General features: G+C 47.2%; 18 protein-coding genes. 8 read left to right on the top strand and 10 right to left on the bottom strand.

Features of this window, described 5'->3' with window-relative positions:
- Positions 1-146 precede the first annotated feature (146 nt).
- From GO755_RS26075 to GO755_RS26100, 6 genes are all read left to right on the top strand, one after another.
- The gene (locus GO755_RS26075; protein WP_157588243.1) at positions 147-797 is read left to right on the top strand and encodes a hypothetical protein; all 651 of its coding nucleotides are present in this window, start codon (positions 147-149) and stop codon (positions 795-797) included.
- Between the two features lie 13 nt (positions 798-810).
- Positions 811-1,524: a hypothetical protein gene (locus GO755_RS26080; protein WP_157588244.1), complete on the top strand. Its 714-nt coding sequence runs from the start codon at positions 811-813 to the stop codon at positions 1,522-1,524.
- 140 nt (positions 1,525-1,664) lie between these two features.
- A complete protein-coding gene (locus GO755_RS26085) occupies positions 1,665-1,856 on the top strand; it encodes a hypothetical protein (protein WP_157588245.1) in 192 nt (63 codons plus the stop codon).
- 145 nt (positions 1,857-2,001) lie between these two features.
- Positions 2,002-4,365 (top strand): TonB-dependent receptor, encoded by a 2,364-nt coding sequence (locus tag GO755_RS26090; RefSeq protein ID WP_157588246.1) that lies wholly within the window; start codon positions 2,002-2,004, stop codon positions 4,363-4,365.
- 13 nt (positions 4,366-4,378) lie between these two features.
- Complete coding sequence (locus tag GO755_RS26095; RefSeq protein WP_198174934.1) at positions 4,379-5,575, top strand: sialidase family protein; 1,197 nt, start codon at positions 4,379-4,381, stop codon at positions 5,573-5,575.
- An 18-nt stretch (positions 5,576-5,593) separates the two neighbouring features.
- Positions 5,594-6,340, top strand: a complete 747-nt coding sequence (locus GO755_RS26100; RefSeq protein ID WP_157588248.1) for a DUF5602 domain-containing protein — start codon at positions 5,594-5,596, stop codon at positions 6,338-6,340.
- 126 nt (positions 6,341-6,466) lie between these two features.
- Here GO755_RS26100 and GO755_RS26105 read toward each other — a convergent pair whose 3' ends face one another.
- Together GO755_RS26105 and GO755_RS26110 are read right to left on the bottom strand one after the other, a co-directional pair.
- Positions 6,467-7,738, bottom strand: a complete 1,272-nt coding sequence (locus GO755_RS26105) for a glycosyltransferase (protein ID WP_157588249.1) — start codon at positions 7,736-7,738, stop codon at positions 6,467-6,469.
- A 131-nt stretch (positions 7,739-7,869) separates the two neighbouring features.
- Positions 7,870-8,361, bottom strand: coding sequence for a cupin domain-containing protein (locus GO755_RS26110; RefSeq protein ID WP_157588250.1), 492 nt, complete (start codon positions 8,359-8,361; stop codon positions 7,870-7,872).
- Between the two features lie 342 nt (positions 8,362-8,703).
- Here GO755_RS26110 and GO755_RS26115 point away from each other — a divergent pair, with 342 nt between their 5' ends.
- Positions 8,704-10,041 carry a sensor histidine kinase gene (locus GO755_RS26115; protein ID WP_157588251.1) on the top strand — a complete coding sequence of 446 codons (1,338 nt, stop codon included), beginning with the start codon at positions 8,704-8,706 and terminating at the stop codon, positions 10,039-10,041.
- Positions 10,042-10,050: 9 nt separating this feature from the next.
- Here the strand turns inward: GO755_RS26115 and GO755_RS26120 are convergent, their stop codons facing one another.
- The 4 genes from GO755_RS26120 to GO755_RS26135 form a co-directional block, all read right to left on the bottom strand.
- Positions 10,051-10,821 carry an MBL fold metallo-hydrolase gene (locus GO755_RS26120; RefSeq protein WP_157588252.1) on the bottom strand — a complete coding sequence of 257 codons (771 nt, stop codon included), beginning with the start codon at positions 10,819-10,821 and terminating at the stop codon, positions 10,051-10,053.
- A gap of 51 nt (positions 10,822-10,872) precedes the next feature.
- On the bottom strand, positions 10,873-14,061 hold the full coding sequence (locus GO755_RS26125) for an efflux RND transporter permease subunit (RefSeq protein WP_157588253.1): 3,189 nt from the start codon (positions 14,059-14,061) through the stop codon (positions 10,873-10,875).
- A 92-nt stretch (positions 14,062-14,153) separates the two neighbouring features.
- A complete protein-coding gene (locus tag GO755_RS26130) occupies positions 14,154-15,326 on the bottom strand; it encodes an efflux RND transporter periplasmic adaptor subunit (RefSeq protein WP_157588315.1) in 1,173 nt (390 codons plus the stop codon).
- Between the two features lie 104 nt (positions 15,327-15,430).
- A complete protein-coding gene (locus GO755_RS26135) occupies positions 15,431-16,771 on the bottom strand; it encodes a TolC family protein (RefSeq protein WP_157588254.1) in 1,341 nt (446 codons plus the stop codon).
- Between the two features lie 456 nt (positions 16,772-17,227).
- Between GO755_RS26135 and GO755_RS26140 the strand changes: the two genes are divergently transcribed.
- Complete coding sequence (locus GO755_RS26140) at positions 17,228-18,967, top strand: glutamine--tRNA ligase/YqeY domain fusion protein (RefSeq protein ID WP_157588255.1); 1,740 nt, start codon at positions 17,228-17,230, stop codon at positions 18,965-18,967.
- 114 nt (positions 18,968-19,081) lie between these two features.
- On the opposite strand, the gene GO755_RS26145 is transcribed toward GO755_RS26140, so the two are convergent.
- The 4 genes from GO755_RS26145 to GO755_RS26160 all read right to left on the bottom strand — a co-directional run bounded on the left by GO755_RS26145 (position 19,082) and on the right by GO755_RS26160 (position 22,190).
- Entirely contained in the window at positions 19,082-19,522 is a 441-nt protein-coding gene (locus tag GO755_RS26145; RefSeq protein ID WP_157588256.1) for a putative toxin-antitoxin system toxin component, PIN family, read from the bottom strand.
- Positions 19,515-19,748, bottom strand: coding sequence for a hypothetical protein (locus tag GO755_RS26150; RefSeq protein WP_157588257.1), 234 nt, complete (start codon positions 19,746-19,748; stop codon positions 19,515-19,517). Before GO755_RS26150 ends, GO755_RS26145 begins: the two co-directional genes overlap by 8 nt.
- 82 nt (positions 19,749-19,830) lie before the next feature.
- Positions 19,831-20,328, bottom strand: coding sequence for a YybH family protein (locus GO755_RS26155; RefSeq protein WP_157588258.1), 498 nt, complete (start codon positions 20,326-20,328; stop codon positions 19,831-19,833).
- Between the two features lie 107 nt (positions 20,329-20,435).
- The gene (locus GO755_RS26160; protein WP_157588259.1) at positions 20,436-22,190 is read right to left on the bottom strand and encodes a M14 family zinc carboxypeptidase; all 1,755 of its coding nucleotides are present in this window, start codon (positions 22,188-22,190) and stop codon (positions 20,436-20,438) included.
- Positions 22,191-22,362 lie beyond the last annotated feature (172 nt).

Raw genomic sequence — 22,362 nt, forward strand, 5'->3', positions numbered from 1 at the left:
CACCATTTACCCATGCAGGACAAGTATTGATCAATTGGCATAATCAGTTCGTTATCAGCCCAAAACTGCGCCAATAAGCGATTTATAGTGATGATAGACTACAGGTAGTATTTGCCAGAAATGCTCTTTATTGGTTCGTTATGAACGTGAAGAAGCTCTACTATCTTTTGACGCTTTGTGTCTGTATTCCGTCGGCTATGCAAGCCCAGAGTAAAACGGATTTTTATCGTCTTTCTCATCAGCAACGTAGTGGTTTCGGGTTTCGAATGGGCCTTAACTACTCGCTGGCCACTGTCAGTGACTTTTATGTGAATAGTTCAACGCCTATCACAAGTCTGGGCGGAGTGCGGCCTAAAAGCAGTTATTATCTGGGCGGATTCTACTACAAAGAGCTAATTCCCAATCAATTAACATATCGACTAGAAGCTAACCTACAACAGAAAGGAGTTGGGTCTGTTGATCCTGTCGGGAAGCCTGTAATCAATGCCCGCTACTATTATCTCGGTGTCACGCCACTGATTGGCTTACAGTTATTCAACAAGTTAACTATTTACACAGGCCCTGAGCTAAATGTACTCGTTGCGAAAACAAACTCCTGGGGAAAGGGCTATCCACTTGAAATTGGATTGACAGCGCGGCTTTCGTACACAGTTGGCAAAATTGGCATCGAGGCCAGTTATTTCAGAGGATTTACCAGGTATGATCAATTAAAGGATTCCAGTCCATTTGGTGGTCCATTTGAATTTGATTTTTACAACCAGAATGCACAGCTAGGCTTGATTTATCATTGGCAATAATTTCTATACACACATGATACGACGACTGCTTATGCTCTGGTTTACGTCTGTAACAGTCTATGCGCAGACAATACCGCTTGCTCCCAATCGAATTTTTGATACCGGGAAAGACTCAACCAACGTACCGATTACTCCCGTTCTCAAATCAACTCGTCTCATAAAAGCAGGCCTTAATGTACCCTTGTTTCGACAAAGCACGTTTACGCCAAACTGGATTACAGCAGGTCTTGACGTTACGGCGGAACAAAAAATTACCAATGGGTTAACTTTAGTTGGCAGTCTCGAAAGTAATTACAGCTTCAGACGCGGATTACAACTTTACACACTGGAAATGCCGCTCGGTCTCCGGTATTACTTTTCGATTGGTAAACGGATGCGTCAACGAGCCGATCGGCATAGCTTTTTCAGCCATTATATAGGGTTTCAGACGTATAATGTTCTCTTCACAAATCTTCATTCTGATAATTCTCCGCAATATCGTTCCTCTTTAGAGCGCTATTATCGTGGTCAACTGGTTCGGTATAATACAAATGAGGGTATTCTCAACGAATCGTTTAACATGATGCAAAACGCTTATTTTCAGGTGGGCACCCAGCTTCAGCTAGGTCACAGTAAGTATCTGGATATAAATGCTGTTGTTCCGATTCCTGGCATAATCTATCATAAAACGGATTACACAATTTCTACGCCCGCTTATGTAAACATTAAATATGGGCTCTTCTGGTAGAGATGCCAGAAGCAATCAATCACAAATTTTACGTCATTCTCCCAACCACAGCAACCGTTTTGTGCACTGGATTGATTGTGCTCATTAGCCACTCAAACGGTTGCGCTGCTTTTACTAAATGAGCTGGATGCCTTTGACGAATGCAATCCAGTTCTTTTCCCCTACTACTGCTTCAGCATCTTCGTCAGCACCACTTCATATTCTTTGCTGGCTACGTTGTAACGGATGGCTTATTCGCCAGGGCAATCTTTACCCTATCCAGTTTACCAGCCGTTACAGGCTCAATTCGCCCCTTTTTCTTCAACCCATTTCCAGTCAAACTAGCTGTTTGACTGGTTGCAGGTGGGCTATATTCTCGATTTTACAGTTCACACAGCCAAACTTCCGTTTCATCTACTTTCCAGCTAGCGATTGGACAACCACCTCCCAACTTTGATCCCGTAAACAACATGCACCGAGTCAAACAGACCGATCAATATGAAATTTTTTACCTCTTTTTTTCTGCTTTTCTGTATAAACATACTGGTTCGGGGCCAGGTCGTTACGTATCAGGGGACGGTTATCGACGGGCAAACCAAAGAACCGATACCGGGCGCTACTATTCGTATAAAAGGCACTGCTACCGGAACAGTCACCGACGCCCAGGGGCACTTTTCGGTAACTGGGCAGCAGGCAACCGACAGTTTGATCATTAGCAGCATCGGTTATCAGGAACGTCGGGTTGCTTCATCGGGAAAATTAACCATTGCGCTGACGCCCCGAATTGAAGACCTTCAGCCTGTAGTGGTGACTGCCAGCCGCGAAGCTCAGGCTCGTTCAGAAGCGCCAATGGCCATTAGCCGCCTATCGTCGGGGTTGTTACAAGAAACCAAGCCTGTCAATCTCTACGAGGTCATCAACAAAACGCCGGGCGTGGTCATGCCGAACCTTGGCAATGAACAACACATGATGGGGATACGGCAACCCTTCAGTACCAACGCGTATTACCTCTACCTCGAAGATGGTTTACCGGTACGGCCGATGGGCATTTTCAACCACAACGCCCTCATTGAATTGAACAGCTTTTCGATCAGTTCGGTCGAGGTCGTCAAAGGGCCCGTATCATCGCTATATGGTCCCGAAGCGGTCGGTGGCGCGATCAATTTTCTGACGCATCGTCCTACAGCCGTGCCGGTTGTTCGGGTAGGCATTATGGGCGATAGCTGGGGGTACCGGCGCGCTCAGGCAGGGGCTGGTGGTATGTTAACCAAACGATTGGGTCTGTTTGCGGGCGCATCGGTGGCACGACAACGGAATAGCTGGCAGGCACAGAGTGATTTCGATAAGCTGTCGCTCAACGCACGCGCTGAATATGCGTTCTCCAACCAAACGCGCCTGACAGGAACAGTAGCCTATAATCAGTATCATTCCCAAACCGGAGGTAGTGTAGACAGCCTGGCGTATTACAGCCGTCAGTACGCAAGCACAACCGATTTCACCTACCGCGACGTCCTATCCTTACGGTCGAGACTGACACTGGAACACCGCTGGGCAACCAATAGTGAAACGTCTCTGACGGCCTTTTATCGGGATAACAGCCTGAAACAAAACCCAAACTATAGCATTCGCTGGAAATCAGGGGCGACGACAGCCACGGGTGAAATTAACGAAAACGCGTTCCACAGCATTGGTCTGATGGCGCAGCACAGCCAGCGTTTTTCCTGTATGGACAGCAGATTACTGGTGGGCGCCTTGTTCGACAATTCACCAACAACCTATTATGCTTACCAGACTGAATTACAGGCCACGCTACGACCTGATAAACGGTCGGTAGAGCGCTACGTTCAGGTACGCGAACTTCCCGATCAGTTCCTGAGTCGGTATGCGGCTACCATTCATAATCTGGCTGCTTATGCTCAATATGATTTCGCCCCTCTGCCGAATCTGCGCCTGTCGGCAGGTGTCCGATACGACCGAATGGCGTTTGATTACGAGAACTTTCTGGATAAAACGACAGGGACAAAAGATTACGATCAATTGACGCCTAAACTGGGATTGACCTACGATCTGGGACGGGATGCTGGTCTGTATGCAAACGTCAGTCGGGGATTTTCTCCACCGGGATTAACCGCTGTGTTCCGTAAAAATCCGAACGCCGTTATCGGTCAACCGCCTTTCTATTATAATCTCCAGTCGGCACAATTTACCAATCTGGAAGTTGGCGGTTGGGCATCGTTTCTCGGCCGAAAAGTCAATATCGACTGGGCTGTGTATCAGATGAATGGCACGAACGAACTGCTCAGCATTCGCCAGCCCGACAACTCGACCGACTACCAGAGCGCAGGCCGAACGCTTCATCGGGGTCTTGAATATAGCCTGACGTATAAGCCGACCAGTCAGTGGTTTTTCCGATTCGGAGGCACCAATGGCATCCATCGCTTTGTCGACTTTGCCCTCAGCAATCAACAGTCCGATGCGGTTCAGAATCTGGCTAATTACGACATGCCACAGGCTCCGCGCTGGGTAGCGAACACGGAGTTAACCTATAAGCCCAGTTGGGCGAAAGGGGCGCGGGTGGCTCTGGAATGGCAACGTATCGGACCCTGGTATCAGAACCAGATCAACACGGTTCTTTACGAGGATCGGGGAGCGTTTGGTGCACGTGGTGTTAGTGTGCTGAATCTGCGTACCGGCTACGTTTACAAAGCATTCGAAGTGTATGCAAACGTGCTAAATCTTACGAACGAGCTGTACGCCAACAACGCTACGCGAGGGAATGCAACTACCGACCGCACGACGTTCACACCAGCCGCACCCCGCACAGTTGTGGTCGGATTACAATACAATTTCACCGGCAACTAATTCTCCACCATCCATGAAAACACTCCTCTTACTGACCGCTCTGCTTGTTAGCAACCTAACCTTTGCTGCGAATCCTGTCGATTCATGCCTGGTAATGCCTAATGCATCGTTTCCGCGACTGATAACTGATGAACGAGGCAACCCCGTTTTAACCTGGATCGAGCGTAGTGAAAGCAGTCTGTCCCTGGTACACCGTATATCAACAGATGGCGGGCAAACATTCGGTGAGCCGACGCGCATAAGCCTACCTGCTACGACATCGGCCCACGGCGAAGATGTTCCGAAGTTAATTTTCAAAGGCGACGGTACGCGCATGGTGGTATTTAGCCTGCCCAAACCAACGTCAGACGCTCTTCGCGCAGGAAATCTGTTGTATAAACGCTCATCGGATCAGGGGAAAACCTGGAGTCAGGAACAACCCATACACCGCGATACAACTGCCGGAAAGAGCCATTCCTACGCCGAGCTGACTCGCCTGCCCAACGGCGAAGTTGGTCTGATCTGGCTGGATGAAAAATTAGCCAATCGCGAAGGGCGCACGGTCCGATTCACGCAGACAGTGGCCAGCGGTGGATTTGGGCCGGAGATTGTCGTAGACTCCAACGCCTGCCAGTGCTGCCGTCCCGGCATTGTTGTCGACAAAGAGGGGCGCATTTATCTAACCTACCGCGACTGGCTATCTGCCGAAACTGGGCTTGGAGCACGGGATATCAGCTACACCGTATCGACGGATGGTGGGCAGTCGTTCAGTCAGCCGACAGTGCTGGTTAACGATAATTGGCAGATCAATGCCTGTCCACATTCGGGACCGCAGTTGTTCGTTCAGGATGAAGCCGTTTATGCAACCTGGTATTCTGGTACCAGCAACCATGCGGGCATCCGTCTAGCCCGGCTGGACAAGTCGCAAACACCCGAATTAATTGCCGGGTCAAATCGGACGCATCCGCAGCTAACGGGCTGGCCCGATGGTCGATTGGCGATGGTTTGGGAGGAGTTGGTGGGCGAGGCCCCTGACGCTTATCGGCAAACAATGGTGCGAATCTATGCTGCCAATGGTGAGTTCCGGACAAAAGCGTTAACAGCAACCGGTGAGTTAACATCATTGCCCGTACTTCTACCAACGTCTACAGGTTTGCTGGTCGCCTATCAGGTTTGGCAGGGTCAGAGTACCAGCGTTTTAGTAAAGCGAGTTCCTTTTTTTCAACCATAAACAATCAAATACAATCCAATGAACCTGTTTGCACTGGCTATTGTAGCCGCCACGACCCTGATGGGGTCCAATGACACGCCTACGGGCGACAAGAAACCCGCCACCTCTATTCGGTATGGCGAATCGGTGAAAGCTGGAAACGGAACCCTACGTTCCTTTGTTCGGCTCGATGCCAAAGGAAATCCTGCCCAATTGGGGGTAGCCATTTCAGAGGCTACGCTGACAAGTTTACCTGCCGAAGACGCTTTCTGGGTGCTGACGATGCCAAAGGGAAGCGATAAAACTCAGGTACAGCACGTATCGTTCAACTGGATGCCGCATGGTCACGAACCAGATGGCGTGTACAACGTGCCTCATTTTGACTGTCACTTTTACTATACTTCGAATGAAGACCGGTTAGGCATCATCGAGAACGATCCTCGTTTTGCCAAAGATCCTGTCGGTGAGTATCTTCCAAAAGGATATGTAAAAGGTCCAGCGATTCCTCAAATGGGCGCCCACTGGCTTGACCCTACGAGTCCTGAGCTTAACGGCAAACCGTTTACCACGACCTTCATTTACGGAGCACTCGATGGCAAGGTGACTTTCCTGGAGTCGATGTTTACGCTTGACTTCCTGAAGAAAGTGCAGGACGAGCAACTATCAATAAAACAGCCAGAGAAAGTGGAAAAAGCTGGCCTCTACCCTGCTGATTATCGTTATGTGTATAATGCTGCCGAGAAGCAATATGAAGTGATTCTGGAAAACCTCCAGAACCGTCAGTAAATTTTTAAGTAAACATAGTGTCCACAGAGCGTACAAAGTTTTAATTATCACCCATTAAAACTTTGTACGCTCTGTGGACACTAATTTTGCGTTCTTACTCAACAATACTTTCCCATTCATAGGAGTTCATTCTGCATGAGCAGTAAAGTATTGTTCAATCTCGGTTATTGCATTTTCAAGTCCTTTTTCGCTTCGTATTTCCCGTCCAATTGCGCTGACATTTTTTTGAATTTTCTCTGACTGTATGTTTTGGATAGCAGCAATAAGTTTATCAGCATTTAGTTTTTTTAGTGGAATATGAATACCTAAGTTTCTTTTTTCAACTAGTTTTCCCCAGGTTGGCTGATCAGTATAAAACGAAATAATGATTACCGGCAATTCATTCCGCAACATGGCTGCCAACGTACCTGCTCCACCATGAAAAACACCAACTTTACATTTCGGCAATACCGTCTCGTGATTAACATATTTTGCAACAAACAACCTATCATGCTTTGGTAAATTATCAAATAACGACCAACCTGTACAAAATAAAATTCGTTCGTTGGTCTTTTCTAAAATTGTCGATAGGATGCCTGTTATTTTTCCAGTGTTACCAATTCCATTACTACCAAATCCAATATAGACAGGTTTCTCGCCATTTTGTAGCCAATCAGTCAGATCAGCGGGAGTCCTGTCTAAAAAATGGGCGTCTCTTTTTTGATTTGGCACCGTCAAAAAGCCTGTTATTTTATGATGCCTTTCCCAGTCTTTAGGCTGCGGAATAAGTGCTGGACTAAGGCAATACAAGTCCAATACTTTTTGTTTATCAATGTAATTGAGTAAGTTTTCAGTCAACACGTTTAAGCCTAATTCCTGTCGATATTCATTTGTGTCGTTTTTTATGATTTTCCAAAAGAAACGTTGAGCAATTTTATAAGTCAATTTATTATACCAGGGGAAGTCTAAAAAATCAAAATCGCCTAATGGGAATTCTTTTGTTGTCACAACAGGTGGCATAAAATAAGTCAAAGCCATTTTCTTATTCTGTTTTTCAGCAATGGCACTCACAATAGGAAGTGTCATGGCGTTGGCAATAATAAAATCGACTTTACTTATTGCTTCATAATAACTTTTTCGCAGAGGCTCTCTTGTGTCGTGAAGTACGTTAAAATAATACTGCATCAATTTTATGGGATTCTCCGACTGCACAATGGCTTGCCCTTCGCTTGAATTCATCATCGTTTCAGAATTTCCATAAAGAGGCTGAAAAGGAATAGCAAAACCTTCTACAAAATCGTTAAAGTCTTCGGTAGCCGAAATAGTAACCTGATGTCCTCTATCCATTAACCCCAAGGCTAAGGCAATATACGGTTGCAGATCGCCACGTGTACCGTACGTATAAATTCCGATATTCATTAATTCCCATCTGCTGGTTTAAAGTCTTTCACAATAGGGCATTTATCGCAGAAATATATCCATATTTCTCCCAAACAAGCGAAGGCAGACCATCTGGCCTGCCTTCGCTTGTTTAAGAATACGATTACGGTTTATGCTTCTATGCCGAATTCCTGAGCCAGCATTTTTGCTACCTGAATGGCTTCAGCAGAAGGTGGCCCTTGGGGAGCTGGGGGTAATACGGGCATTTGAGCGGGTTTAGCCTGGCTAGGATGGCGAAAAAAATTCTCAAAACCAGCAGGACTTATAGTTAGTATAGTTCTGGCGGTTTCCGTCAGTACCTGGAATGTGTGTGGGATACCTTTCGGCATCAGGACATAATCGCCCGCTTTGGCGATAAAAACATGTTCGCCAATCGTAAAGCGAATAGAACCTTCCAGCAGGTAGATAGCCTCATCTTCGCGAGTATGCGTATGCAGAGGTGGCTCAGCACCTGGTCGGGTCGTTACGTCAATCTGAGCAAATCGCCCGTTGGTCTGTTCGCCATCAACTAATACTTTCATCAAGGTTCCAGCGTACCAGAACGCATTTTCAACTGTGTTAGCCCGGTTCGTCAGGGGGGCCAGGGGTACTAATGTGTTCATTGTCTTGCGGTTTAAAAGAGTTGTTTGCTGCGTCGTTTATGACGGATCAAAATTGGCAATGAACCTATTCCTCTTCAATAGATGGATGGATGAAACGGTACTTTAGATGGATGAAATGCTAAACACGCTTCTTGCCTTGCAGTGTCCGTAATTCCGGAAATTTTTCTCATTTAAGAGGCTCACGACAGACTGGCAAGGGGAATTTTAGGAGATTGACGGTTCACCCCGCAACAATGACGCTTCACCAGGCGCTATTTCCGTTTTGTCGACCTTATAGTTGGTCTGAAAGCTCGAAATTGTCGACTTTTAAGCCATTTTTCTTAACCTATCGTAAGTTCTTTCATGACATTTGCTACCTGGAATCTGTTGTTCACAGGCATGGTCAGCTCCATTCTGTTACTAAATGTGGTACAGTGGAGCATTTACTGGGAGCGAATTTATGGTCTATACACCTTGTATATGCTCGCCTGGCTGGTCTACTTCAGCTTGAGGGTAGATGAAATCAATGAATACGTAACCGGAAACATTTGGTATTTTGTCCGGGCTACGGCGCCCATGCTTGCCTATTTTGTTTACTTCGATTTTGCCGATTCCCTGATTCAACTGCAAAATCGCCTGCCTGCCCTATTCCGGTTGTTTCGTCTGGCTAAAGCTATCATTTTGATTTATCTACTGCTGATGGGCGCGTTGTGTTTTGGCACAACCGACTGGCATGAAACGATTTACGAAACCGCACATACCGTGATGCGATTACTCATGGTTGCCCTGGCAACTTATGGAATCGTACGAATTAGACAACTGAAAGGTGTAGTCCCGCGCTACGTCGCTTTAGGTTCGGCGTTTTTACTCATTGGTGGCATCACGGCTATGGTATTATCAATGATGAATCAATCGCTAGAAAAACCGCAATTATTCCTCTCTGCGCCCTTAACATACCTGGAGTTTGGTATCCTTGCCGAGTTAATCTGCTTCACCTTAGTGTTGGGGTATCAACAGCGTCGGGGGGCTATCAAGAGTGCTATTATCGAGCAACGACTCGCCCGAGAGCGTGAACGCCACCAACGGGAACAGGTTGAAGCAGAACTGGTTACTGAAAAATTACAGCAGCAAATGTCGGCGATGCAGATGATGGCGTTACAGACGCAGTTGAACCCGCATTTCCTGTTCAATAGCCTCAACTCGCTTTCATCACTTATAGCCGACGAACCCGCTAAAGCTGTCCGATTTGTAGACGAGATGTCGAGCGTTTATCGGTACCTTCTTCGTACGAATAACCTTACACTCACGACCTTACAAATCGAACTGGTGTTTATCGACTCATACTATCACCTACTAAAAACGCGCTACGGAGCGGGCATTGAGTTAATCAAAACGGTCGACGATGCTTTTCTGATGTACAAATTACCTCCGCTAACCTTGCAATTATTGCTCGAAAACGCGGTGAAGCACAACATCGTCTCAACAGACCAACCTTTAGTAATTCGATTCGACACGAGTATCGACGGTTGGCTGACGGTGAGCAATACGCTCCAGCGAAAGGTGGTCAACCGTGTAAATTCAACCCAGAAAGGGCTGTTGAATATTCTCTCAAAATATCAGCTATTAGGGCAACTTCCCCCAAAGATGGAAGAAACCGCCAACGAGTTTATCGTGGCATTGCCGCTGATTGACCCTGATTAGAGAGGGTACTTATCCAGCCGTGATCGTAAACACCGGCGTTTCCTGAAATCGGGAAGCAACAATAAGCTTTGTGTTGCCCATGTGGGGCGTAAATAAATCGCTGGCCACTTGCGGACAATTGTTGTCTTTCGACAGGTGAGACAACAATACATGACTCATAAAATCAGGTTTGTGTGTCCTGAAAATTTCCAGTGCCTGCTGGTTGGACAGGTGTCCTTTACCACCCCGAATCCGTTGTTTGAGAAAATAGGGATAACGTCCATTGGCTAACAAATCATCGTCATAATTGGCTTCCAGAAAGGCAGCGTGGCATTGTTTGAAATGATGAATGAGGTGTTCACAGGGAGCGCCAATGTCGGTAAAAACACCTACGTTGGTATCCTTGTAAGAAATCAGAAAACTATGTGGATCATTAGCATCGTGCAACTTAGGAAAAGCGGTAACGCAGAGTTCACCAATCCAGACCGGTTCATACCCACGCAATGCCCGAAGTGGGAATAATTGTATGGGGAAACCTGAATTTTGCAACGTACCCGGTGTAATGAATACGGGCAACTGGTATTTTTTGGCGAGTTGGGGAATGCCCCGGATATGATCAGAATGTTCGTGAGAAACAAAAATAGCCTTCACTTTCTCCATCGATAACCCCAGACGAAGCATCCGCCGTTCGGTTTCTTTACAGGAGATTCCGGCATCGATTAAAACGGCTTCGCGGTCATTTCCAACATAATAGCAATTCCCGTTACTGCCCGAATTTAACGAAGTGATAAACAAATTCATGATAAACTAACAAGCTACATACTCTTTCTTCTACACGAAGATACGCCATTATTAGGCTTGGGCGGGCTTTTCTCCGCTCTCCGGCTTTTCTTTTTTTGCATTCGCCTTCAACGCTTCCAGCCCTTTCTTCCCATAAGCTAGCTTTGTAATAGCGATATATAAAACAGGCACCACGAAAATAGCGATCGAAGTAGCCGCCAGCATACCGCCTAACACCGTACGGCCAATGGTAGAGCGGGCAACGCCCCCTGCCCCACTCGCCAGCGCCAGTGGAAATACACCCAAAATGAACGCCAGAGAAGTCATCAGAATCGGGCGTAGTCGCAAGCGAACGGCTTCAATAGTCGATTCAAGCAAATCTTCGCCTTTATCGACGCGCTCCTTCGCAAATTCGACAATCAGAATGGCGTTTTTGGCCGCAAGACCAATCAGCGTAATCAGACCAATCTGGGCGTATACATTGTTCGTCAGGTACGGAAACAGAATAAGCGCCGTAATAGCCCCTAAAGCACCAATCGGCACCGAAAGCAACACGGAGAAAGGCACCGACCAGCTTTCGTACAAAGCCGCCAGGAACAGAAATACGAAACCAACCGACAGCATGAAAATATAAATCGAGCTGCTACCGGCATTGATTTCTTCGCGGCTCAGGCCCCCAAAATCATAAGCGTATCCGGCAGGTAGAACCTTGTCAGCTACTTCACGCAGGGCATCATTGGCCTGGCTACTACTAAAGCCCGGTTTGGCAACGCCGTTCAATTCGACAGACCGAAACAGGTTAAAGTGAGAAATCAGCGGGGCATTCTCAATCACACTCGTTTTAATAACCGTACTGATCGGCACCAATTGACCTGCACCATTTCGAACATAATATTGATTAAGTGCTTTTATATCATCTCGATACATCGTATCCGCCTGAGCAACGACCCGGAATTTTCGGCCATAAATAATGAAATCATTGACGTACTGACTCCCCAGTAAGGTCTGCATGGTTGTATAAACTGAGCTGACTGAAATACCCAGTTTTTTACACTTATCACGATCTACGTCGACACGATAAGCAGGCGACTTGGCCGTAAAGTAGGTAAAGGCCCGGCCAATTTCAGGGCGTTTGTTAGCCTCGGCCAGAAAATTCTGTACCACACCATCAAATGCCTGGACATCATCGTTGGTTTCCCGCTGCTGAATCTCAAACGTGAACCCCGACGATTGCCCAAGACCCGGAATAGCCGGTGGTTGCAAAACCTGCGGTCGGGCATCGTTCAAGCTAGACAGCGCTTTTTGTAGTTTAACCACTAATGAGTCGGCCTGTAAGTTGCGATCCTTCCGCTCGTCCCAGGGTTTTAAGGACATAAAGACCGTACCACTGTTTGATTTCGATGCGAATGTGACCGCATTCAAACCACCCAACGCGGCAAAGTGAGCGACATAAGGCTGCGCTTTCAGAATACTCATAATTTTATTGAGTACCACCAAACTCCGGGCAGTCGAAGCCGCTTCGGGAATTTCGTACGTTACAATCAGTCGCCCTTCATCTTCAGTCGGGATAAAGCCAGTTGGTTTGGCGCGGAATAATAAACCCGTACCGATATAGACCACAACAAGCCCCACAATAACCAGTGGAGTGGCTTTAATGAGTCGTTTTACGCCGTTTGAATAGGCATTCGTGAGTCGTTCAAACCACTGATTAAACTTATAAAATAACTTATCCAGGCCCTTTGCTTTTTCGTCGATATGCATTGGGCGAAGCAGCAGGGTACACAAAGCGGGCGTCAGCGACAGCGCGACAAAAGCCGAAATCAATACCGAAACGGCAATCGTAATGGCGAACTGCTGATACAATCGCCCGACGATTCCCGGAATAAATCCAACCGGCACAAACACAGCCGCCAGAATCAGGGCAATAGCAATAACCGGAGCCGAAATCTCGCGCATGGCTTCCATTGTAGCCTCTTTCGGTGACATGCCTTTATCGAGGTTAACCTGTACGGCCTCCACTACCACAATGGCATCATCGACCACAATCCCAATCGCCAATACAAACGCAAAGAGGGTTAGCGTATTAATGGTAAAACCAAGAGGGACAAACAACGCAAACGTACCAACAATTGATACCGGAATAGCCAATAACGTAATGAGTGTCGCCCGCCAGCTTTGCAGGAACAAAAACACAACTAAAATCACCAGTACCAGCGCTTCGAGCAGTGTTTGTACTACCTCCGAAATAGATACCTGAATAACCGAAACCGACTCAAACGGGACAACATATTCAATGTCTTTCGGAAATGTTTTTTTCAGGTTATCCATTGCCGAGTATACGCCTTCGGCAGTAGCCAGGGCATTGCTACCCGGCAACTGATAAACAAGCAGATAGGAAGCCCGCTTACCATCTACGAACGAGTTACTGGCATAGGAAAATTTACCCAACTGCACCCGCGCTACGTCTTCCAGATACACGAGTGAGCCTTTGGATGGATCGCTGCGAACAATAATCTTTTTAAACTCTTCCTCCTTACTCAGTCGACTATTGGTAAAGACAGAATATTCAAAGGCCTGAGAAGCTGGCTGAGGTGATGCTCCGACAGAACCGCCCGCCACCTGGAGGTTCTGCTCCTGTAAAGCGGCCACAACATCATCGGGTGTCATACCCAGTTGCGTTAATCGATCTGGTTTGAGCCAGATACGCATACTGAAATCATCGGCCCGGCTGAAAATATCGCCCACGCCCGGCACCCGCAACAAGGCATCCCGGATGTAAATGTTTGTATAGTTATCTAAAAACGAAACGTTGTGCGTTCCCTTCGGCGAATAGATGGCCACCAGCATAAACAGCGATGGATTTCGCTTACGAACGACAACGCCCAGACGGGTAACTTCCTGAGGTAATTGTGGCTGAGCAATACCAACACGGTTCTGCACATCCAGGGCCGCAATATTCACATCGGTACCCACCTTGAATGTCACGTTCATGGTCATCCGACCGTCGTTCGTGGCATTGGTCTGCACATAGTCCATACCGGGGGTACCATTCACCTGCGTTTCGATGGGTGTGGCCACGGTTTGTTCCACCGTTTGCGCATCAGCCCCCGTGTATGTACCAGTCACCTGCACCACAGGCGGAGTAATATCGGGATACTGACTAACGGGTAAACTTAATAAAGCCAGCACCCCCAGCGCAACAATCACAATGGATGCAACGATAGCAGTAACAGGCCGATTTATAAATATTTCTGCGAACATAATTTAAAGAGTGAAAGAGCGACCCGGTGAATGGGTGAGTTAACCAACGAGCCGAATGGTTCGGGCTTTCACTCATTCACCCTTTCGCTCATTTATTTTGCGGATGCTGTTTGCTTGCTACTGGAATCGCGTGGGGCACCGCCCTGTTGTTCAGGTTGACTAACGCGCACTTTGGCTCCGTCGCGGATTTTTTGTGTTCCTTCCGTGACGATCGTTTCGCCTTCGGTCAGACCGTTTTTGACGATTACTTTATCGTTGATTCGAGCGCCGAGGGTTACTTTTTTCTGACTAACCTTACTGCTGTCGCCTACCACAAATACGAAATACTCGCTCATTTGCTCGGTTACAGCCTGATATGGAATCAATAACTGAGGCTCACCTGAGCTATTTTTCACTCGTACATTGGCATTCAGACCCACTTTCAATTGTTTGTTGGCGTTTGGAAAGGCAATCCTGACACGCAACGTACCCGTTTGCGGATCAACAGCCCGGTCGATGATCCGCACCGAGCCAGGATATTTGTATTTACTTCCATTGGGCAGCATTAGCACCAACGTTGAGTCCCGCACTACATTGGCCTGGGTCTGCAATTTGATAAAACGCGGAATCTGGGTTTCATCGACCTGAACATCGGCCGCAATCGGGTTATCCGACGAGATCGTGTTAAGTGGCGTTGAACCGGGAGCTACAGCCGCGCCCAGTCGAACCTGAGAGATGCCAATCGTTCCGTCGAGTGGGGCATAAATGGTCGTGTATTTCAGGTTCGTTGCCACTTGCTGAATCGTGGCCTGAGAAGCTTCTACCTGCATTTTGGCCGCTTCCAGCGTAGCATTGGCATTATCGACCAGTTGTTTGGCAACGGCATCCTGCTGTGCCAGCGTATTATACCGATCTGCGTCTTTTTGCGCCCGGTTCAGGTTCGCTTTCTGAACGTTCAGGTTCGCTACAGCCTGGTCGTAGGAGGCTCGATATTGCTGAGGATCAATCGTATACAATTTTTGTCCCTTGCTCACATGCTGACCATCCTGAAAAAAGATACCCGTAATATTCCCGGCCACCTGCGGCTGGATCTCTACTTCGAGTAGAGCGGTCACAGTTGCGGGAAATTGATCATAATACGTTGCACTGCCTTTGGTCACCTTCACGGCCGATACGGCTGTGGGGGGCGGAGGAGCCTGTTGCTGTTCATTTTTTTTGCCGCCACAAGCGGTAAGTAACAAGGCCAGGAGAAATCCCGATATGGCCAGATTTATAGGGTGCTTCATGATGTTAATGGCACTTTTGTCATGCTGACGAAGGAAGCATCTTCGGTAACCAAATACGCTGATTGCTTTTCCCGAAGATGCTTCCTTCGTCAGCATGACAAAAATTAAAATTGGATCGCGCCTAACGCTCGTTGAACGTCTAACTTACTGATCAACACCTGATACAGCGCATTGAATACATTAAGCCGTGCGGTTCGAAGATCAGCTTCAGCGATGGTCACATCTAAATACGTTTTGATGCCCGAGCGATATTGCAGGTTAATAACCCGGTATACATCTTCGGCCAGTTGCTGATTTTCGACCAACGCCAGGTAGTTCGCCAGGTTGCCCTTGTAGTTGGCCAACGCTGTTGCATACTCGGCATCGACAGCGCTGGTTAAGGCGACTAAGTCCCAATTGAGCCGTTGAACCTGCAACTCCGCAATTTTTGTCTGATGAATACGACGCCCTCCCTGAAAAATGGGTAGCGCAAGTGTTAATCCGATCAACGAGTTCGGGAACGACAGGCTGTAGAGTTGCCCAAAGGAGCTATTTTGATATAACAAATTGTAGTTACCAAAAGCAGATACAGAGGGCAGATACGACCAGCGATTATAGCGGACATTGGCATCCAGCAATCGTCCCTGGGTTTGCAAAAGCTGGTATTCAATACGATTTTGGGGATTTACCAGCAGCATTGTATCCAGTGCAACTTCATTGGCCAACTGCAATGTATCGTACGAAACCGCCAACTGACTGTTAGGCGGATAGCCCATTAGCTGCTTGAGCGTCTGGTATTTTGCCCCAATTAAATCACGGTACTGTTTCCGTTGAGCCACGGAATTATTAAGGGCAATCTTCGCTCGCTGCGGGTCGGTTTTATCGACGATGCCACTCTGGTATTGGTTCGTAGCATCCTGTAAACTACGCTGCAACCGAGCAATGTCCTGACTCAGAATGTCGACCTGACGTTGCGTCAGAATCAGATCATAGAATGCTTTACTGACGTTTACAACTACGTCAATTTTATTTTTAACCGTCGTTTGCGTGGCCTGTGTGCGGTATACATCCGCCGTTCGACTGGCCAGTAAAACATCACGATTAAAAATACTCTGCGTTACTGAAAGTGAAGCTGTTGAGGTATTCGCGGCTCCCAGGCTCACCGGTTGTTTCTCACCTGTAGTGGCATTCGGGATGAGTGTTACAGGCAGTTTGAGGTAATGAAGCAGATTGTAGGAGGCACTAATTTGCGGATACCAGGCTGCCAGTGCACTTTGAACTGTACGTTCGGCAATGTCCTGATCGATAATCGACTGCCGAACAACAGGTTGGTGACCTAAAGCATACTGTATACAATCGGCTAGGTAAGCCTGTTTAGCTAATGAATCCGTTGTTTTCTGAGCTACTACATCAATCGACAAAAACCACCCAATCGCAAAAAGAAAGCCAATAAACGTTTTATTCATACATGAAACCCGTCTTTGGTAAATAGTCAACGGCGTGTACTACTTACAACTCGTTCGAGTGACCATTTTGTTCGTTCGTTTCTAAGAAATTAACGACTGGAGCTAGCTACCTAGGTAATTTTGCCGCTACGTATATCCGTAAAATAGCTTGTTATAGTGGTCTGATAATGACTAGTTTTCGAAGTCAACCTATAGTTCCTACCCTTGTTGTGACCTGAATGTTAAATTATTCTTAAATCTAAAAAACAGGTAAGGCCCATAACATCAGCTTGGCTCTTATTTTGGTATGACCCCGATGGGGTCGAATTTTTATAGCCACAATTTTTTCTATTCTGGTTATCCTAAATACACATACACCATACTATAAATCCCTTCGTTTCTGCTTTACCACAGTTTGAGTTTGCCAAAGCCGGGCAAAGACCGTAATTTTCGGACTATTTATCAGTACGCAACCACATGACTGAAGCAACCAAAGACTCCGACGAAGGGGTTACCAACGAAAATAGCACCGCTGGTGGCAGTGCTGGTAGCTCCCTCAATTTTATTGAACAAATCGTAGAAGAAGACCTGGCCTCTGGTAAAAACGGTGGACGTATTCATACGCGCTTTCCACCCGAACCAAACGGCTATCTACATATTGGCCACGCCAAATCCATTTGCCTGAATTTCGGACTGGCAGATAAGTACGGCGGGCAAACGAACCTTCGTTTCGATGACACGAATCCCGTTACAGAAGATACCGAATACGTCGATTCGATCAAGAACGATGTACGCTGGCTTGGCTTCAACTGGGAGAACGAATTTTACGCATCGGATTACTTCGACCAGATCTATCTGTTCGCGGAAACACTGATTCAGAAAGGGTTAGCGTACGTAGATGATTCAACCTCGGAGGAGATTGCCGCGCAGAAAGGTACACCTACCGAACCAGGGCGCCTGAGTCAGTACCGCGACCGGAGTGTCGATGAAAACCTCGATCTGTTCCGACGTATGAAAGCGGGTGAGTATCCCGATGGCGCGAAAGTATTGCGGGCAAAGGTCGACATGGCCTCACCGAATATGCAACTGCGCGATCCGATTATCTACCGCATCAAACACGCACATCACCATCGTACGGGCGACACCTGGTGTATCTACCCCATGTACGATTTCGCCCACGGACAATCCGACGCGATTGAGCACATTACGCACTCGCTCTGTACGCTGGAGTTCGAAGTGCACCGTCCTTTATACGATTGGTTTATCGACAAACTCAACATTTTCCCATCCCGACAAATTGAGTTTGCGCGGCTCAACCTGACCTATACGGTCATGAGCAAACGTAAACTAAAACAACTGGTAGAAGATGGTCACGTGACCGGTTGGGACGACCCTCGCATGCCGACTATTGCCGGTATTCGTCGGCGTGGATACACGCCAGCCAGCATCCGCGAGTTTGCCGACCGTATCGGGATTGCCAAACGGGATAACCTCATTGACGTAGGACTGCTGGAGTTTTGTCTGCGCGAAGAGTTGAACAAAACGACCCATCGCGTAATGGCTGTTTTAGATGAAAAGCCGCTGAAACTTGTCATCACGAATTACGAACTGAGCCGCGAGGAGATCATGCGGATCGAGAACAATCCCGAAGATGCGACGGCAGGCGAACGCGACGTACCGTTCAGTCGGGAGGTGTATATTGAGCGGGACGATTTCATGGAAAACCCACCGAAGAAATTCTTCCGATTGTTTCCGGGTGGTATGGTTCGGCTGAAAGGCGCGTACATCATCAAGTGTGATGAAGTCGTAAAAGACAACGCGGGCGAGATTATCGAGCTGCGTTGCTCTTACATTCCCGAAAGCCGTAGTGGTTCCGATACATCGGGGATCAATGTAAAAGGTACGATTCACTGGGTATCGGTGCCTCACGCAGTAGAAGCCGAAGTTCGTCTTTACGACCGCTTATTCTCGGTAGAAAACCCTGCCGCCGACGAACGTGAATTCCGGGAGTTACTGAATCCAAATTCGCTGGAAGTCGTGCGTGCTTTTGTCGAGCCCGCGTTGGTAGAAGCCGCCCGTTCGGGTGCACAATCCAACTTCCAGTTCATGCGCAAAGGCTACTTCATCCTCGACCAGGATTCCACTTCCGATCGGCCGGTATTTAACCGGACAGTAACGCTGAAAGACGGCTGGGCGAAGGAGCTGAAGAAGGGGTAATGGTTATTTATCTAAGATCTAGGGCCGATTACTTTCCCAAGTAAAACGGTCCTAGATTTTGTTATTTAACACTAATCCGATTGGGCGATAAAATAGCACAACAGAAAGTTCCTGTTATTCTGTTTTCAGTATATCCGGCAGTAATTCCAATATCTCAGGAAAGCGTAATATTTTTGTTTGGCCGTAGCCACCCAGAATAAGCAAGTCAGGATCACCCGTCAATAAATAATCAGCCCGAGCATCACGGCATAAGCTCAGCAAATAAAAATCATTTTCGTCCCGACCAACTTTAACCTTGGAAGTAACAAATACCTTTAAACTTAAGCTTGTAAATAGCGTCAGAAATTGATGAGTTATGGCTTCATCTATTCCCTTTTGTTGAAAGTAACTATGTCGAGGCAGGGCTTCAACTTCTGCTACTAGCTCATCAGCATAACAAATGTCAATTTGGTCGGCAACCTCAAGTAGCTCATAAAAATGGGTACGAGTTCGGCCTCCAATCAATACACTGGCTAATAGATTTGGATCAATAACAATTCGAGGCTTTTTACTCATTGCGGCCTGCTCGAATTTCAGCAAGAGCCTGATTTACGTCTTCCTGTGTATAATCGTCATTGTTTGGCAATGTTTTTAAAAAGGCTTTCATACCACCGATAGCTTCCTTTTTTGCCTGAACAGATGCCTGGTTCGGAATCAATTCAACAAAATTCAGGCTACGTAGGTAGGTCAGTAAGGCTTCAGCCTGTGGCTCATCTTCTACTCTTAATACGTATTCACTCATAGTATTGTCGGATGATTCACTAGTACGTTTATATCAAAAATACGATTTTTATAGTTCCCACATAGAGCAGACCCATTTCCTATCACTTCCCGCAAGCCGCACTTCCGGTACAGGCCAAACTCACAAATAATTCAGAGCGAATTTTCCAGCCTGCGTCTGTTCTACGCCACATGGCCAGGTAAACACCCGTGATCGTTTGAATACCGTCGGGGCGTTGGAAACGACCTGTCCAGTGGCCATTCTCGGCGGCAAGTGGGCTCGTTGTACTGATCTGGATACGATCCATAGTGCGAACGTACCCCATAAAGTTGGGGTCTTTAAACTGCACCGCTACGGATGCCAGCACCGAATCTCGGCCCGATACGTGTGATCCACTTCCCCGAGTCACTTCAATATCTGGCAACATCGTCTGCCCAAACGCAGTCAGGTCGCGGGCTTGAATAGCCTGATTTGACTGCGCTCGCAACGACTTGATCGCTGCTACATCCGCAGATTCGGAAGTCTTGTCAACCTGAGCAAACAGGTCAAGTGAAATCTGTGTCAGAACAACTAGCAGATAAGGGACTAAGGAGCGGTTCATCAGGTAAGTTTGTTTTTAATTTTTCTGACAGGATTAACGGGATAAGGCAGGATTTCCTTCTGCTAATTAATCCTGTTTTATCCCGTTAATCCTGTCAAAAAGAAAAATTACTTCAATCGGTAAACCGGATACCGGTTGTGTGTTTTTTCGTAGTAGGGCGTCTGGCGGTAAATGAAGTCCAGTTGGGCATCGGCGTTTTCGGCAAAGGCTTTGTCCGATGCTCGTTTCTCGTCCAGCTTTTTACGCAATGAGGGATCTTTCTTAAGGAGTTCAGCGGCAGTATCTTCAAAAATATAATCTGAGAAATACTCTTTCTGGTCGAGCGTGCTGTCGAAGAAATTCCAGGCGAAGAACGAATCGACACCCTGCGGTTCAAGAGTTTCAACGATATATCGATTCGTAGGTTGGTTGGCCAGAATAAGGTAATCGCCTTTGTAGAATTGTATCTGTTGTGTCTCCGACCGCACTTTCACTCCCGAATGAATATAATGCCCTTCGTAGGGTCGCTGCCCACTTTTATAGTCGGTGATGTAGTAGGCTGATACTGCCATCAACGTGTCTTTAGGCAAGGTCTGCAGTTTTACCCCATTTCGTTTTAGCAGGGTAATTACTTCCCACCAGGCTTGCGGAATAACATAGGCCCGTGGCTTGTCAACCTGCGCATCGACGGCAAATGTGTTCCAGTAAGGAATACGCTTTGTGAATGGTTTCGAGCGGTCATAATAGAGACGCTTCAAGCCCGATACTTCGCTGAGTTTGTAAGCAGCTGAGTATCCCAGAAAGGTAATTGAATCCGTTTTCGTACGATCCAGTTTATAGCTCAGCGGAAAGCTTGTCTGCTGACTAACTGCCTCGTTCGCTTTCTTCTGATTCGCTAGAATTGTTTGGGCATCTCGATCACATAACTGCATGACAGATTCATCGAACGCATAGGAAGCTTTCACCCGCGCAGGATAGTCTTTCCACATGTGCGTCTCCAACGTAAAACCGAAACAATTGAACAAAGTCGCGTAACCCGTTGAATAGCGGGGCGAATCGTTGTAGCCAATCAGGCCACTATCAGGCGTATCCGAAAAACTGTCTACATACGGAGCCGGGGGAAATCCCTTTGCGGTCAGAGTTTTGTCCAGTTCCGCCTGAAATGTTTTCACCATGTAGCTCGACACGGTCGGGTGGAGCTTGTCTTTCTGGGTCGCGAAATACGTGAGTATGTGTTGATAGTCAGCACCATCGCTGGTATGGTTATCAATAAACACCTGGGGCTTCAACGACTGATACATTACCTGAAACGCTTTGGTGTTTTCGGCCTCGGCTTTGATAAAATCGCGATTCAGATTCAGGTTGCGGGCGTTTCCCCGAAAGCCGTAAGATTCCGGTCCATTCTGGTTCACCCGCGATACTCCCCGATTCAATGCACCATCGATATTATACACCGGCACAATGGCCAGCAGTACATTTTTGGGTAGTTTGTTGGCCTTTAATAAATCCCGCGCCATCATCATGCAGGCATCGATACCTTCGAGTTCGCCAGGGTGAATCCCGTTGTTAATCAGCAGCGTTACGCGGTTGGGGCGAGACGAAAATTGTTTATCAGCGGCTAACAGAAACACATGGAGCGGTTTACCAATGTCGGTTTTCCCAACCTCTACGAGTTTCGCCTGATCGTATTGCCGGTCTAACTGCTGATACCAGCTTATGATCTGGGCATACGTCGCAGTCTGGTTCGTATTGCGTTCATAGGGTGTTACGTCCGATGGTTTGGTTTGTGCGAACAGGGACGTTGAACCAAGTCTAAGAAGTGAGCAACTGATAACGATAAGCCGTAGATAACAGTGATTGACGAACGGAAAGCCTAATTTCATGTATGATGTTTTCTAGCCGATAGGATTACCTATAGTTCTTTACTATAACAGACATTGGTTGAGAAATTCAGTGCGACCCCTTCAGGGTCGTATGTTTATAGTAAAAGCATACCTCTCTATAAACATACGACCCTGAAGGAATCGCACCAAATACGGCAACGAGATTCACAGA

It is taken from the genome of Spirosoma arboris (genome assembly GCF_009754945.1).
GTDB lineage: Bacteria > Bacteroidota > Bacteroidia > Cytophagales > Spirosomataceae > Spirosoma > Spirosoma arboris.

Excerpts from the sequence above, each read along its gene's own strand:
- GO755_RS26080 (WP_157588244.1), top strand. The coding sequence starts at position 811 with ATGATACGACGACTGCTTATGCTCTGGTTTACGTCTGTAACAGTCTAT.
- GO755_RS26085 (WP_157588245.1), top strand. The coding sequence starts at position 1,665 with ATGCAATCCAGTTCTTTTCCCCTACTACTGCTTCAGCATCTTCGTCAG.
- GO755_RS26090 (WP_157588246.1), top strand. The coding sequence starts at position 2,002 with ATGAAATTTTTTACCTCTTTTTTTCTGCTTTTCTGTATAAACATACTG.
- GO755_RS26095 (WP_198174934.1), top strand. The coding sequence starts at position 4,379 with ATGAAAACACTCCTCTTACTGACCGCTCTGCTTGTTAGCAACCTAACC.
- GO755_RS26100 (WP_157588248.1), top strand. The coding sequence starts at position 5,594 with ATGAACCTGTTTGCACTGGCTATTGTAGCCGCCACGACCCTGATGGGG.
- GO755_RS26105 (WP_157588249.1), bottom strand. The coding sequence starts at position 7,738 with ATGAATATCGGAATTTATACGTACGGTACACGTGGCGATCTGCAACCG.
- GO755_RS26110 (WP_157588250.1), bottom strand. The coding sequence starts at position 8,361 with ATGAACACATTAGTACCCCTGGCCCCCCTGACGAACCGGGCTAACACA.
- GO755_RS26115 (WP_157588251.1), top strand. The coding sequence starts at position 8,704 with ATGACATTTGCTACCTGGAATCTGTTGTTCACAGGCATGGTCAGCTCC.
- GO755_RS26120 (WP_157588252.1), bottom strand. The coding sequence starts at position 10,821 with ATGAATTTGTTTATCACTTCGTTAAATTCGGGCAGTAACGGGAATTGC.
- GO755_RS26125 (WP_157588253.1), bottom strand. The coding sequence starts at position 14,061 with ATGTTCGCAGAAATATTTATAAATCGGCCTGTTACTGCTATCGTTGCA.
- GO755_RS26130 (WP_157588315.1), bottom strand. The coding sequence starts at position 15,326 with ATGAAGCACCCTATAAATCTGGCCATATCGGGATTTCTCCTGGCCTTG.
- GO755_RS26135 (WP_157588254.1), bottom strand. The coding sequence starts at position 16,771 with ATGAATAAAACGTTTATTGGCTTTCTTTTTGCGATTGGGTGGTTTTTG.
- GO755_RS26140 (WP_157588255.1), top strand. The coding sequence starts at position 17,228 with ATGACTGAAGCAACCAAAGACTCCGACGAAGGGGTTACCAACGAAAAT.
- GO755_RS26145 (WP_157588256.1), bottom strand. The coding sequence starts at position 19,522 with ATGAGTAAAAAGCCTCGAATTGTTATTGATCCAAATCTATTAGCCAGT.
- GO755_RS26150 (WP_157588257.1), bottom strand. The coding sequence starts at position 19,748 with ATGAGTGAATACGTATTAAGAGTAGAAGATGAGCCACAGGCTGAAGCC.
- GO755_RS26155 (WP_157588258.1), bottom strand. The coding sequence starts at position 20,328 with ATGAACCGCTCCTTAGTCCCTTATCTGCTAGTTGTTCTGACACAGATT.
- GO755_RS26160 (WP_157588259.1), bottom strand. The coding sequence starts at position 22,190 with ATGAAATTAGGCTTTCCGTTCGTCAATCACTGTTATCTACGGCTTATC.